12 protein-coding genes are annotated in these 13,030 nt (G+C 40.3%); 3 read left to right on the forward strand and 9 right to left on the reverse strand.

Going from position 1 to position 13,030, the window contains the following annotated elements; translation table 11 throughout:
• Positions 1-9: 9 nt before the first annotated feature.
• The 3 genes from EWM62_RS08595 to EWM62_RS08605 are packed head-to-tail and all read right to left on the reverse strand — an operon-like array spanning position 10 to position 5,444.
• Entirely contained in the window at positions 10-3,216 is a 3,207-nt protein-coding gene (locus EWM62_RS08595) for an error-prone DNA polymerase (protein ID WP_129876246.1), read from the reverse strand.
• 2 nt (positions 3,217-3,218) lie between these two features.
• Positions 3,219-4,715 (reverse strand): Y-family DNA polymerase, encoded by a 1,497-nt coding sequence (locus tag EWM62_RS08600; protein ID WP_129876247.1) that lies wholly within the window; start codon positions 4,713-4,715, stop codon positions 3,219-3,221.
• 3 nt (positions 4,716-4,718) lie between these two features.
• On the reverse strand, positions 4,719-5,444 hold the full coding sequence (locus tag EWM62_RS08605; RefSeq protein WP_129876248.1) for an ImuA family protein: 726 nt from the start codon (positions 5,442-5,444) through the stop codon (positions 4,719-4,721).
• A gap of 25 nt (positions 5,445-5,469) precedes the next feature.
• On the opposite strand from EWM62_RS08605, the gene EWM62_RS08610 reads away from it, so the two are divergent.
• The gene (locus EWM62_RS08610; RefSeq protein WP_129876249.1) at positions 5,470-5,802 is read left to right on the forward strand and encodes a hypothetical protein; all 333 of its coding nucleotides are present in this window, start codon (positions 5,470-5,472) and stop codon (positions 5,800-5,802) included.
• A 357-nt stretch (positions 5,803-6,159) separates the two neighbouring features.
• On the opposite strand, the gene EWM62_RS08615 is transcribed toward EWM62_RS08610, so the two are convergent.
• From EWM62_RS08615 to EWM62_RS08630, 4 genes are all read right to left on the reverse strand, one after another.
• Entirely contained in the window at positions 6,160-6,522 is a 363-nt protein-coding gene (locus tag EWM62_RS08615; RefSeq protein WP_129876250.1) for a hypothetical protein, read from the reverse strand.
• 158 nt (positions 6,523-6,680) lie between these two features.
• A complete protein-coding gene (locus tag EWM62_RS08620; protein ID WP_129876251.1) occupies positions 6,681-7,262 on the reverse strand; it encodes a helix-turn-helix domain-containing protein in 582 nt (193 codons plus the stop codon).
• Positions 7,263-7,281: 19 nt separating this feature from the next.
• On the reverse strand, positions 7,282-8,385 hold the full coding sequence (locus EWM62_RS08625; RefSeq protein ID WP_129876252.1) for a site-specific integrase: 1,104 nt from the start codon (positions 8,383-8,385) through the stop codon (positions 7,282-7,284).
• A 90-nt stretch (positions 8,386-8,475) separates the two neighbouring features.
• Positions 8,476-8,898: a helix-turn-helix domain-containing protein gene (locus EWM62_RS08630; protein WP_129876253.1), complete on the reverse strand. Its 423-nt coding sequence runs from the start codon at positions 8,896-8,898 to the stop codon at positions 8,476-8,478.
• Between the two features lie 707 nt (positions 8,899-9,605).
• Here EWM62_RS08630 and EWM62_RS08635 point away from each other — a divergent pair.
• Positions 9,606-10,034, forward strand: a complete 429-nt coding sequence (locus EWM62_RS08635) for a hypothetical protein (protein ID WP_129876254.1) — start codon at positions 9,606-9,608, stop codon at positions 10,032-10,034.
• 19 nt (positions 10,035-10,053) lie between these two features.
• A complete protein-coding gene (locus EWM62_RS08640; protein ID WP_129876255.1) occupies positions 10,054-10,260 on the forward strand; it encodes a hypothetical protein in 207 nt (68 codons plus the stop codon).
• A gap of 981 nt (positions 10,261-11,241) precedes the next feature.
• Here the strand turns inward: EWM62_RS08640 and EWM62_RS08645 are convergent.
• Together EWM62_RS08645 and EWM62_RS08650 are read right to left on the reverse strand one after the other, a co-directional pair.
• The gene (locus EWM62_RS08645; RefSeq protein ID WP_129876256.1) at positions 11,242-11,970 is read right to left on the reverse strand and encodes a LytR/AlgR family response regulator transcription factor; all 729 of its coding nucleotides are present in this window, start codon (positions 11,968-11,970) and stop codon (positions 11,242-11,244) included.
• Positions 11,967-12,980 (reverse strand): sensor histidine kinase, encoded by a 1,014-nt coding sequence (locus tag EWM62_RS08650; protein ID WP_203235012.1) that lies wholly within the window; start codon positions 12,978-12,980, stop codon positions 11,967-11,969. Before EWM62_RS08650 ends, EWM62_RS08645 begins: the two co-directional genes overlap by 4 nt.
• Positions 12,981-13,030 lie beyond the last annotated feature (50 nt).

Consider the following 13,030-nt stretch of genomic DNA (forward strand, 5'->3'; position numbering starts at 1 on the left):
AACAAGTATCTACCTGAAATTTCTTCCTTTATAAAACACCTCTTCTTGTTTACCGGCTTGTTGTTCGCCCTTGTTGCCACCGTGATGTGGTTTAGTAGTTTCATCCGCCCTTGCCATTAAGAACGGCAGTTTATCTTCAATGGTTTGTGTTAATCCACGTAACATACTATTTAGGTTAAAGCATTTGTTGGCTACCACATGGATTACTTCACCTTCTATCTGTAAATAGCCCTGCACCATAAATAAACGCGATTGGATGATCTCTTTTCGATACATATCAAACAGCCTTTGCCAAACTACAATATTGGCCGCTCCCGTTTCGTCTTCCAATGTCATAAACAATACGCCTTTAGCAGTACCTGGCCGCTGGCGAACGGTTATTAAGCCTGTTACTTTCACAGCTTCGCCATCTTCCATTTTTTTCAGATCAGCAATTTTTGTGTTATGCAGTAAAGCCAGTTTTTCGCGAACCAAAGCAACCGGGTGATTTTTCAGGGACAAGCCCGTCGATGAATAATCCTGCACCACATGCTCACCTTCTGACATTAATGGTAATTGTACCTTTACCTCTTTTACACTTTCTGATAGCGTATCTTCAAACAGAGCCATTGGCCTATCCCCTAAAGCCGATACTTCCCACAATGCTTTACGGCGATCTAAACCTAATGAACCAAAGGCATCTGCATCGGCCAGTATTTCTAAAGCAGCTTCAGAAATACCAGCGGTGCATAGTTGATTAATGTGGGTATATGATGCTTTACGTGCAGCTATAAGTAATTGCATATCATCTTCACGCAATCCTTTGATTTGCCGGAAACCCAACCTCACTATATGATGTTCGCCGTTTTTTTCTTCTAAAATATTATCCCACAAAGAGTAGTTTATGTCAACGGGTAAAACCTTAACGTTATGATCTATTGCGTCACGTACTATTTGTGCCGGCTGATAAAACCCCATAGGTTGGCTATTGAGCAATGCCGCGCAAAATACATCAGGATAATAGCATTTTAACCATGATGATATATAAACCAATAAGGCGAATGATGCTGCATGGCTTTCAGGGAAACCATAGCCTTCAAAACCTTGTAATTGCTTAAATACCCGCCTTGCAAAATCTTCCTCATAGCCATTTTTGAGCATGCCTTTTACCATCTTATCTTCATAGAGGCCAAGTTTACCATTGGCCTTGAAACTTGCCATGCTTCGCCTAAGCTCATCAGCTTCAGCAGGCGTAAAACCAGCTGCAACAATGGCTATTTCCATTGCCTGTTCCTGAAATAATGGAACTCCTAATGTACGCCCTAATATGTCCCTTAACTCTTGGGATGGATAATCAACAGGCTCTTCCTTGTTCCGCCTGCGCAGGTAAGGATGCACCATATCGCCCTGAATTGGGCCGGGTCGAACAATGGCTACTTCTATCACCAAATCATAAAAGCATTGTGGTTTGAGGCGTGGCAACATGGACATTTGCGCCCGGCTTTCAATCTGAAATACACCAATAGTATCTGCATGGCAAATCATCTCATATACTTTTGGGTCATCCTGCGGCACATTAGCTAAGGTTAGCTTTCTGCCGTAGTGTTGTAGTACTAAATCAAATGCTTTGCGGATCATGGTGAGCATGCCCAAACCCAAAACATCCACTTTTAGAATTCCTAATGCTTCCAGGTCATCTTTGTTCCACTCCAGTTGAGTGCGGTTTTCCATTCGCGCATTCATTACCGGGCATAGATCTGATAGTTTATTATCCGTTATAACAAACCCACCCGTATGCTGCCCCAGTTGCCGGGGAAAACCCATCAGTTGGGTAGTTAATTGCAGCACTTTATGAATAAGTGGATCATTAGGGTTTAATCCCTGCTCCCGTAAGCGCTTTTCATCAAAACCTTCTTCACTAAAATCCCAAATAGTAGCACCTACGCGTTTGATGGTGTCTTCAGATAAACCCATCGCTTTACCGGCATCACGAATAGCCCCACGGTGACGTTCTTGCGTTACTGTAGCAACAATGGCGGCATGTTCCCGCCCATAATATTCGTAAATATGCTGGATAATTTCCTCGCGCCGCTCATGTTCAAAATCTACATCAATATCAGGCCATTCTTCCCGAGCATCAGACATAAATCGAGAGAACAACAAGCGGGATTTCATCGGGTCTACCGCTGTGATGGATAAGCAATAGCAAACAGTTGAGTTAGCTGCTGAGCCTCGCCCTTGATGCAGAATACCTAATTCTTCTGCCTTTTGGGTATACTTATATACCCGCAAAAAATAGGGTGCCAAATTTCGTTTTGCAATAAAGGCTAACTCAAATTCGATTTGATCAGATACTTTCTTTGGTATTTCACCAAACCGCTCATGTGCGCCAGCCCAAGTGTATTTGGTTAACCGTTCCTGAGGTGTAAGGCCATCAACTATTTTTTCTTCAGGCTCAATATATTTTAAGGTATCTAAAGAGAATTGACAGGCATCTGCCACTACCAAAGCATTTTCAATTGCTTCAGGATATTGCCGAAACAAACGATATATTTCATCTACAGGTTTGATAAACCGCTCGGCATTGGCGTGCAGCTTAAATCCGGCTGTATGTATAGTGCATTTTTCCCGGATACAGGTTAAAATATCCTGCAATTCACGCCGGGTTAATTCATGATAATGCACGTCGCCTACAGCTACCATAGGTATGCCTAATTTTGATAAGCGCGCTAATCTTTTAGCATCATCGCCGCTATACGATCGGGTGGCTGCGATATATAAAGAGCCACCAAATTCACCTTTATATTCATTTACATTTCTTTTAAATCCATTATCATAGTCAAACCTTGCGTTCAATTCATCTGGTGGGATGATGATAAACTTAATCCCTTCTTTATGTGCATAAACATCTGTTTTATACAAATGGCATTCTCCTTTTCCAGCCCTTAAGTTACCAACCGTTAATAATGCTGAAAGCCTGCCATAAGCATCGCGGTCAGTAGGATAAGCAAGCAAGCTTGCCCCATCTAACAGATCAAGCCTGCAAGCAGGAATAAATTTGAGATTTAATTTTTTTGCTACGATATGGGCACGAACAATACCCGCAAGGCTATTTCGATCAACTATGGCGATAGCATCATAGCCATATAAAGACGCTTGCTCAACCAATTCTTCAGGATGTGACCCACCCCGCAGGAAGCTAAAATTTGATGTAGTTTGTAATTCAACGTACCTCATAGCTATGCAAAAAATCCGTGTAAGTACCATTGCGGGGCAGCATCGTAATGGCCTGATCTGAATAGCCAGTATCTTTGCCCTTCAGCATCTTCAATCGCATAATAATCGCGGTGCACACCTTTGTCCTGCCACCATTCGCGCTCAATACGTTCTGGGCCATCCGCTTTTTCTACTATGTGCCGCTTACCTTTGTAAGTAAAAACCTTTGGTGGATAATCAGGCAGTAACGCCATTACTTCAACAGGTTCGGGATGTTGCAAAAGGCGTAAAGGCCTTGGCCTATCGTTTCGCCATTTAGTTGTCGGCACATCTGTTAAGGATGAAGTTTGTTTAATCGCACGCTCAGGCCAATAATTTTCTGATGGTAAATAGCGATATATTGCTTTAGCGCCAATTTTACCGGCTAACTTATCTAACAATTCTGCCAAAGCCGTATCCTGCAGGCCGGGCTTATCAGCCCAGAGTTTTTCCTGTAAAGGATCAATATCTTCTACTTTGGTTGCTTCCATAAGGAATAGCTCAATGCCTAATGCCGGTTCTATTTTATTAATCTGTAACTCAAAAAGTTTAAATAAATGTGACACGCTATGCGAACCGCGATTGGTGCTGATCTTTGCATGCACCATTTTGCCATCAATCCGATAACATTTTAATGTGGCTTTACGAATGCCTTTACCCTCCGACTGTAAGCGTACACACAAACTTTCCAATAATTTTGTGATAGCGATTTCAATAGCTTTAGCCGTTCTTACTGGTTCAAGACAAGGCAACCTTTCTGTATTAGGTATTGGTGGAATAAGTGGAACAAGGTGCTCGTCTTCAACCCCCAAAGCCTGAGCCAACCTCAATAAAAAGCCGTCACCAAATCGCCTGCGCAATACAGTACGTGGAATTTGCATAAAGCTTTTGATGGTAGCAAAACCTAATTTTTGTTGTTTTTGAAGTACAGCATCTTCTAACCGCAAAGCTATTGGGGGCAAGTTAAGCAACGCTTGTGCTTGTTCACCGCTGCCTACAATAGGTGTTATTTTTCCATAATGGCTGATAGCCCAGGCAGCACCAATAGTATCGGCAATAGCAGCCCTTGCATTATATCCTGATGACCGTAGTTTATTTACGATCTCCTTCAAATAACCACGTTCATCCTTCCATAAATGAGCACAGCCGGATATATCTAATATCAGACTATCAGGCAAATCAACAGCTACTATTGGTGTGTATCTGATGCACCATAAGCCTAATTGCTTTAACAGTTTAGCCTCCTTACCAGGTAAGTGATCCACAACTTGCAAGTTGGTGGTAATAGCTTTGGCATCAGCCGCCGCCATTCCTCTATAAATACCCTGGGCTTCTGCAATAGGGTTGGCAGCGGTAATAATAATGCGGTTACGTTCAGGGGCAACAAAAGCAAAAGGCACATCTTTTAATTCCGGCTTGCGAAGTGTCAGCCAATCCGTCGTCAAATGACGAAACCATATTACCATGTAACGCTTTTGCATGGCTCATCCTACTTTTTGTATTTGATGTTCTAATTGTTCTTTCAGTATTGGTGTAAACCCAGTATCCGACCATTCAACAACCCAATTACCCGGTTTGCCATTGCGTACGCGCAACAACTCAACCTGCCAGCGGGGAAACCCCAAACCCGGCAACCCGTCTATTGCTTCGCTTGCTAAAGGTTTAACATGCCATCTCGCAGCACAAGCAGTTGATCCCATTTTATTTGATCTGTTACGGAGTATAAAACCGGTTACACCGCTTTGTTCTACGGCCAACTGTAAACGCCTCGATTGTTTAAAATCAACCTCAGACAATTCTCCTACAACAGCTGTTAGACCGGCACACTTCAAAGCTTCCTCCATCGCCCATAACACATCTTTGTCTTTTTTAAGCTGGATAAAAATTATTCTGTCAGGCTCAACTTCAAATGATCTTAGCGCTACTGGGTACATATTTCCGGATAGGCTTATCCATAAGCATGCCCCGCTATTCTGCATTAATACTGATAGTAGGCCACTGATAAAACCACTTGAAGCAGTGGCCTGTTCCGTATTATCACAAACTAATTCATGTACGGCACGTATGGGGAATATACCATTCGGAAAGTTTGCCTCAATAGTATTTAAACCAAATAACTTCCTTTCACTAAGAGAGGGCGGCTTGTAACCTTCCCATTGCAAAATATTTTTCTGCAAACTGTTAATCAATTCTCTTTTGTTATCGGCCATCACAAATAATTACTAATACAAATCTATGCTAATATTTTTAGCAATTCATATGAATTATTACAAAATATTTTTCACTTTTGTTTTGATGATAAACAATGCTTATTTGGTTAATGATGCCCGGGCTTGGATTAAACGCATGAACCAACCAGATGAGGTGGTGCGTATTATATTAGATTTAGACAGCAAAGATGCCGCGTTGTGCTACCTTTTATATACAGAATATGAAAAAGACCCTGATTACTTTGGCAGGATATTATTTGATGCACAAGGGTACTGGATTTATGATGGAGACATTTTAACAATAGCAGAGCAGGAACAGGTAGCAAAGTTCATCGTTAATTATGTAGAAACCGTTTGATTTTGTTAATATAACAACGTGATTTGTTCATTATAAAATCTGATATAAGGAGAGATTTTTATATTTATCATCAGACCCAAATATATTATCTTCAACAAAATAGGCCTTGAGACTTGATTAACTTACAGTTTCATCAAGCTTCAAAGCCTACTTTGCATTTTATCTAATGATTTAATTTGGGGTTGTACATCATCAGATAAGAATATCACATTTTACTTTCTCAGAGAGAGAATAGATTTACCTTTACCCAGAGAAATGCCTGCGGCGCACACAGCCAAACACCACTTTTCCCCCCAGCCCCCTTTTCTCCTCTTATCTGAGAAAGCGAAAAGTATTTTTAAGTGTATCATTCGCTCATCAAGGCTCAAGACTTCCAAGTTTTTCTAATATGTCCCCGGCTTTGCGATTGCGCTTAAATGGTCTGATGACAATGCCTCCAAAGTATGCTTCTTCAGCAAAACATCTTACACCTTTGATGAAACAGGTTGTTCCCCTACAAAGCTTGCCATCGTCAACGTATTTACCTTGACATCCATGCCCTGAATCAGTGATATTAAAGAACGTTACTGATTTACCACCTTTATCAATAGCAAGTTCAACGCACTTCTTGCATACATAGTCAGGGTAACGTTCATCGTAAGTTACATAGCGATTACACGTTACGCAATGTTGTTGTTTTTTGTGTTCTTTAACATGGTTGGTTTTATATTTCTTAATCATTATAATAATTTATGATAGGATTGATTTTATTGGTGAAATTTGTTGCGATGGCTAATTTCTTTTTCGCATGGGCACTTATCTGCTTAATTACTTAATCGTTGCGCCTCGGCATTTAAAAGCATGAAAAAAGCCTGATTCTTTCGGATCAGGCTCGGCAATTAAGCGGCGGTGCATTTAAGCCACTCTTTCAATTCTTTCAGGTTGTAAAATATCGGTTTGCCAATTTGTTGGTAAGGCATCCCTTCTGCCCGTAGCCTAAGTAATTTACTTTTGCTCATGCCTAACATTTCAATCACTTTCTTTTCGGGTACAAGCTCAGGGTCAAAGCTTGGTTTAAATTCGCTAAAATCTTCGTCAGCGCCGTAGGCGTTTACTGTTGCCAACCCAGCTACCGCCATTATTTCCTCGATTTCCGCATCAATCCATTTCACAGGATTATAAAATTTCTGTTCATCGATTATTTCCGATATATGTTCATCATATAAACCTTCGAACGCTTTATAGTGTTCCGGCTCTGGTGTTCTTCGCACCTGAACCGCCAGTTTTTTGAAATAGTACAGGCATGGAAGAACATCTTTCTTTGGCAATTTTTTGATAGTGGCTTCAATGAACTCAATAAATTCTTTGTTTACATACAACCATTTAATGTCCCTTTTAAGCTTTAATTTAAACTCATGTGTAAGACGCGGCGAAGCATAGTATTTACGGGTTTGTATCTGTTTTACGGTGTTATTTTTCATTGATTTAAATGGTTAGGGTTTAAATATGCAGTAAGGTTGCCTGGTGGTTTTCGATTTTCTGTTTCCCGTGATTAACCGCCTTACTGTAGGTGTCAGCAAGTTTTTCCATGGATTTTACAAGGTTTGTTTTGGCGGGTTTGATATAAGTTTGAGTTTGCGTTATTCTTGCATGCCCCATAAGTTCCATCATAATAAATGGGTTGATATCAGCCTGAACAAGTGAAGACGCGAACGCATATCGCGCTATGTGAAAAGTGACATTTTTAGTAATGTTGGTCTTTGATATCAATATCTTTAATTCCCTGTTGAGGACTTGATTGGTCATTTGGGGCATTATGGTCAAGCCAACGGTTTTGATCTTGTGCTTGGTATATCTCTCCAAAATAAGTTTGGCATCTGGTAAAACAGGTATTGTTACCACCTTTTTGGTCTTCTGCATTTCGATTACAATTAGATTAAGTTCCGCATCTACGTGCTCAAAAGATAATCGCATAATATCGCTATAACGTAGTCCTGTATAAACAGATAACAAGAATATATCCCGCACCCTGTTTAAAAAACCATTCTTTTCTGGGATCAATAGTGTTTTTATCTCCTGAATTTCAGCTACAGTCAAAGGTTCACGTTTACTTACCGTGGACTTTACCTCAAAGTGCCTATAAGGGTAATTACTTTCCTTTATTAGCTCTTTTTTTATAGCTTCACGTATCACTGCACGCAAACATTTGTGCCGCCCCCATCGACCGTTAAGTGAATTACCCCTTTTTTGACTCATATACACATCAAACTTTTGAATAAAGGCATAAGTTAGATCACCAAATGAAGCCTTTGGCGCAAATTTCTTGAGGACGTTTAATGTCGACCGATATGTTTTAAGAGTATACATCTTCTCCCACCAACTTTTCATTTGTGCCGCGAGTATCTGATTTATAAATTGGTTAGCTTTAGTATTGTTTTTTAAACAACCGCTTTTACTGTCCCAATCGCTTGCCTGGATGTATTTCCCTGTTGACACCCGGTTAGTTGCACCTCCTACGCGTATAGAAAGATTTAACGGATATAGACCGTCTTTGCGTTGCTTGTCATGCCTGATAACAGGCCTTATATTAATCGAATTTTTCATGTCGATGGGTTTATTTTACTGGCTAATCTCCAGCGAGTTATTGGAAAAATAAAGTTTTTGATTAAGTTTATTTTAGGACAATACATTGATTTACAGATGCTTTCGAGCGTTTCTTAATCTTTGCTCGGCTTTATGTGATAATCTACAACCCTCAGGAATTCTTATTGGTAACTTAGGATAACGTTCCATCAGAGTATCAAATCTTATGTAAATTCGAGAAGGGTGCTCGCGATCTCTTTTGTATGAAGTTTTAATGATTTGGTTATCCTTAAGTTCTTTTTTATATTTTTTTAACATCGTTTCCTTCAATGCCATTTTTTTACAAAGGGTTTCAATACCGGCATAGCAATACCCTTTATTCTTACAGTAGGAGTTAATGATGAGAAATAGTATCCTCGCTTGAAAACTCAAGTTCTGATCCTCGACTATAGCAGCCGGAGCATAAAAAAAAACTCGTCCAATTTCATACTGTCCCCATTGATTTTCAAATTCTTGATTTCGTGTCTTTTTCATTTTTAATTGCTGTTGTATACTATGTATAACTTCCCTGAAGCATCGAAAACTGGCATTTTTGATGTTTTTTTAAATCTTTTTTTTTCAGGAGCGTTAACAATCTGTACGTCAATTCAATAATTTATTAAAGGGGGGGGTGAAGAAGATTGGAAATTAAAAAAGCTGAAATAGCGACCTTTGAGAAGGCGAAATGTCGACCAGTGAGAGGTCGGTGCCACTACATAATAAGATAAAAAGGTTTAGTTATCAACTATAGATAGCAATTTTATAAAAGAACTCGGTATACTTCTCTCTTTCGCTATGCTCAAGAAAGAAGTATACTAAGACAGAGCTACGCTCTGCTAAAGCAAGTAGTGCCAATCGTAAGTCTTCTGAATGACTATCATTTATTTTCCAGAATTAAACCCGATATTAGCCAGTGAAACAAAATTCAAATGCTTATTGAATAGATAAAAAGTAATACAACATATAATTATAACGATACAGCGTTAGCACATAGTTCCTGAAAGAGAAAAACTGGTAATTTTTAACACAAGGGGAATAGTAAGCTGAACGCTCATGCCACAGGCGTGAGCTGTTTGCACTATTTATTTCCTGCGTGTGGGCGATACCAGTTGCCTCTCTTTCAGTGATTTATAGGCTTCAGTTTCACGCTTGTTTTTTTTAACCCACCTTTTGGAACTGGAGGTAAAAATCTAAAACCTTCAATGAAAACATTTTTAATTTTTGTGTTCCTACTCGTTTCTGCACAAGTATCATTTTCTCAGCAAACGTACGTATCTAAAAAGCAAATTAAGATTGGGCAGTATGAAAATGGCAAGATAAATATTGGACAATCGAATAGCACCTTCCTTTTTAAATCCGATTTTAACTTCAAATCTCTCATTGGCTCACACTACAATTTAGTGTTAATAAATCCTAACAATGAAGCTACCGACCACTATTTAACTTTAAAAGCTGTGCGATTTAATTCAGACAAAACTGAAAAAACTTATGAGTTTTCTGTTGCTGATGGCTTATCGTATCCCCAAAGCTATATTCAAATAACAATTGGCGGCAAAGATGCCAGCTTTGATATCTGTGTCACAATTCAAAATGACGCGGGAAAGTTCTTGTTTTACTGCAAAAAAATCTAACATACTCTAACCCATTAATATGACTTGGTTACAAACCTTATTTGTTATTGCAGGTGTACTTATCGTATTCCTTGTGATACGTGAATTTTTCACTTGGTACTGGAAAATGAATGAAATCAGTGCGAAGCAAAGCGCCACAAATGAACTACTGAAACAGCAGAATGAATTAATAGCTGCAAATAATGAACTTCTCGAAAAGTTTGTAGACGATTTCACAAACAAGTAGTAGTATGTTTCTTTCCATAACAATCATTTAAAGCATCTTTTCTTATGCCTCGGCTTTGAAGTATTCCCGGTTGGGTCGTAACCCACGAGAGGAGATTATCTTTGCGCTCGCATCAAATTCTTTGGCTTAAATCGCTAACCTCGGATGAGCCGGAGGCTTAATTTTCGAATAAACTAATTTAATGCTATTAAAGCTTAATTCGCAAGCGGCGCATGCCAACTTATTATACTTCGTTTTTATCATCGTATAGATAAATCTGAGATTAACGATTTAATTGGGCTCATCATTTGATTCATCAAATCTCATTTGAATCAGGTTCAATCAATTCATCTCTGAGCTTTGATTTCTTGAATTTTTACTTTGAAGCACTAACAGGGAGAGAGAAATATTTTAATACAGATTAAGAACTCCTTTCCCCCGGTGGGGCAAAGGTTATAACTTTGGTTTAAGTTATCCGACATAAAATCCATTTCAAACAAGTCTTGTCGTTGACTTCAGACCGCAAAAACTTCGACTTGCTCATGAAATTTTACCCTTTTTGATGATGGGTAAATCAAGCGTAAATAGGTCTGAATTGAACAAGCCCAAAGCCTTTTTAAATGTTCAGTTGTTCGGTGCGGATGCAGTTTAATGATATGCGTTTGGAGATGGCGGTAAACGTGTTTCAACTTCATTCCGCGTCATTCAATTCCAGATAAATTTTACCTATTACGCGACCTATAAAGCAAAAAACGCCGATCTCTTGTAAGAAATCGACGTTTACCGTAGCCCTTAGGGGACTCGAACCCCTTTTAAGCAACTTTTAAATCATTTAAAAGCTTCAACTGTTCTACCAAATGTTATGTCCAGTCAGTGGAGCAAAGCCCCGCAAGTCCGCGGGGCTTTTTTGTTTAATTCAATTTCCGGTTTATATACTTTATTATAGTCTACATTAGGCGGCTAATTAGGAAACCTGTGTAACTCATACTAAAAGTGCCGTCGCTACAAAATCCCCCTTAACATCCTGTAAAAGGCCTCGGCATAGGTATCGCTTACTGGAATTAGCTGGTCCGCGATTTTGATCCTGTTTTTTTCGATATGGTCTATCTTATCGATAGCCACCATGTACGACCGGTGCACGCGGGCAAACCCCCGGGTAGGGAGCAGTTCTTCCAGTTTAGCAAAGTTCAGCAGGGTCATGATCTTTTCTTTGGCGGTATGGATCTGCAGGTAGTCTCTCGTGCCCTCTACAAATATAATATCGGAGATCGCGATTCTTCGGATGCGGTGGCCCACCTTTAGAAAGATATACCCCGGCTCATTTTTCGGCTCCGCCTTAATATCACTCTTTTCGGGCTGTAGTGTAGCACTATGTTCCTGGTAAAGGCGCAGTACACTTTTATAGAACCGTTCAAACGGGAAAGGCTTCACCAGATAGTCTTTTACTTCCAGTTCAAAGGCTTTAAGCGCGTACTGGTCGTAGGCCGTCGTTAGTATGATCATAGGCTTGGGGTTTAGCATCGGTATAAAGCTAAGCCCATCCAGGTCGGGCATGTTGATGTCCAGGAAAAGCAGGTCGGGTTTATCATCTTTTATACGCACGGCCGCTTCCAGCGGACTCATAAAGGTGCCCCTCAGTTCCAGGAAAGGCACTTTCATTACGTACTCTTCCAGTATTTCCTGGGCCAGGTATTCATCATCAATTATGTAGCAGGTGAGCTTTTCTTTCATGAAGCAGGTGAGTGTAATGCGCTGATCTTTAAAGTTAAATTAAACATTCCGTCTGTAGTATTTATCTCCAATGTATGTGCGCCCGGGTACAATAACGCCAGTCTTTTCCTTACATTCTGCAGGCCAATACCACCCGGGCCTTCCAGTGTGTTCACATGTTTTTCGTTCATTGGGTTTTTAATATGAAAGGTAAGGGAATTTCCTATGATCCCGATACCAACCTTAATATCGCCCGGCTCCAGCCGCGCAGGGCTGTGTTTGTAGGCATTCTCCAGCAGGTGGATGAATAACAGGGGCGCAATATTACACGATGCCGCATTTCCTTTTATTTCAAGATCTGCTACCAGGGCTTTTTTGTACCGCAGCTGCTGCAAACCCATATAATCCTGCAGGTAATCTATCTCCCTGGTAAGCGGCACCATGGAGGCGTTCGACTCATAGATCATGTAGCGCATTAAAGATGCCAGGCGCATAACGGCCTCTGGCGCTGCCGGCGCCTGTTTATAAACAAGGGTATGGATATTGTTAAGCGTATTAAATAAAAAATGCGGGTTTATCTGGGATTTAAGATAATACAGCTCCGATTCCACGGCCTGTTTCTCCAGCTGCTCTTTCCTGATGGTGTTGAGCACCAGGTTCTCCGTAATCCTGGCCAGCCAGCCTAAAAGCACGAAGATGAGCACGATAGAGATGAGCGACATTAAGTAAGACTCGAACAGATCGTCGCGGGTATCCTGCCTGATGTACTGAAAAATTATAAATATTACCGGCCCGCTCAGCACAATTCCTGTAAACCTTATAAAATAAGCGCCCGGCTGGTTTTTACCCAGGTAGCGGGTTAGCAAAAAAAAGTGGCTGTAAAAAGCATATAAACCCGTCAGGATGAACCCCAGGGTTGCGATTAACCAGTGCTGGTTACCATCAGTTCTAAGTTGCAAGACTACCAGCAGGCTGAAAATTGTCCAAAGAACAACATGTATCAGCACGAATAGCTTTTTAATCCGATTCATACAACAAAGGTATTTTTTCCTGTCATTCTCCAACCACCTGCTCGACCAAC

This window comes from Mucilaginibacter terrigena (assembly GCF_004168255.1).
GTDB classification, from domain to species: Bacteria; Bacteroidota; Bacteroidia; order Sphingobacteriales; family Sphingobacteriaceae; genus Mucilaginibacter; species Mucilaginibacter terrigena.

Coding starts and splice junctions, on each gene's coding strand:
- EWM62_RS08595 (WP_129876246.1), bottom strand. CDS start 3,216: ATGAGGTACGTTGAATTACAAACTACATCAAATTTTAGCTTCCTGCGG.
- EWM62_RS08600 (WP_129876247.1), bottom strand. CDS start 4,715: ATGCAAAAGCGTTACATGGTAATATGGTTTCGTCATTTGACGACGGAT.
- EWM62_RS08605 (WP_129876248.1), bottom strand. CDS start 5,444: ATGGCCGATAACAAAAGAGAATTGATTAACAGTTTGCAGAAAAATATT.
- EWM62_RS08610 (WP_129876249.1), top strand. CDS start 5,470: ATGCTAATATTTTTAGCAATTCATATGAATTATTACAAAATATTTTTC.
- EWM62_RS08615 (WP_129876250.1), bottom strand. CDS start 6,522: ATGATTAAGAAATATAAAACCAACCATGTTAAAGAACACAAAAAACAA.
- EWM62_RS08620 (WP_129876251.1), bottom strand. CDS start 7,262: ATGAAAAATAACACCGTAAAACAGATACAAACCCGTAAATACTATGCT.
- EWM62_RS08625 (WP_129876252.1), bottom strand. CDS start 8,385: ATGAAAAATTCGATTAATATAAGGCCTGTTATCAGGCATGACAAGCAA.
- EWM62_RS08630 (WP_129876253.1), bottom strand. CDS start 8,898: ATGAAAAAGACACGAAATCAAGAATTTGAAAATCAATGGGGACAGTAT.
- EWM62_RS08635 (WP_129876254.1), top strand. CDS start 9,606: ATGAAAACATTTTTAATTTTTGTGTTCCTACTCGTTTCTGCACAAGTA.
- EWM62_RS08640 (WP_129876255.1), top strand. CDS start 10,054: ATGACTTGGTTACAAACCTTATTTGTTATTGCAGGTGTACTTATCGTA.
- EWM62_RS08645 (WP_129876256.1), bottom strand. CDS start 11,970: ATGAAAGAAAAGCTCACCTGCTACATAATTGATGATGAATACCTGGCC.
- EWM62_RS08650 (WP_203235012.1), bottom strand. CDS start 12,980: ATGAATCGGATTAAAAAGCTATTCGTGCTGATACATGTTGTTCTTTGG.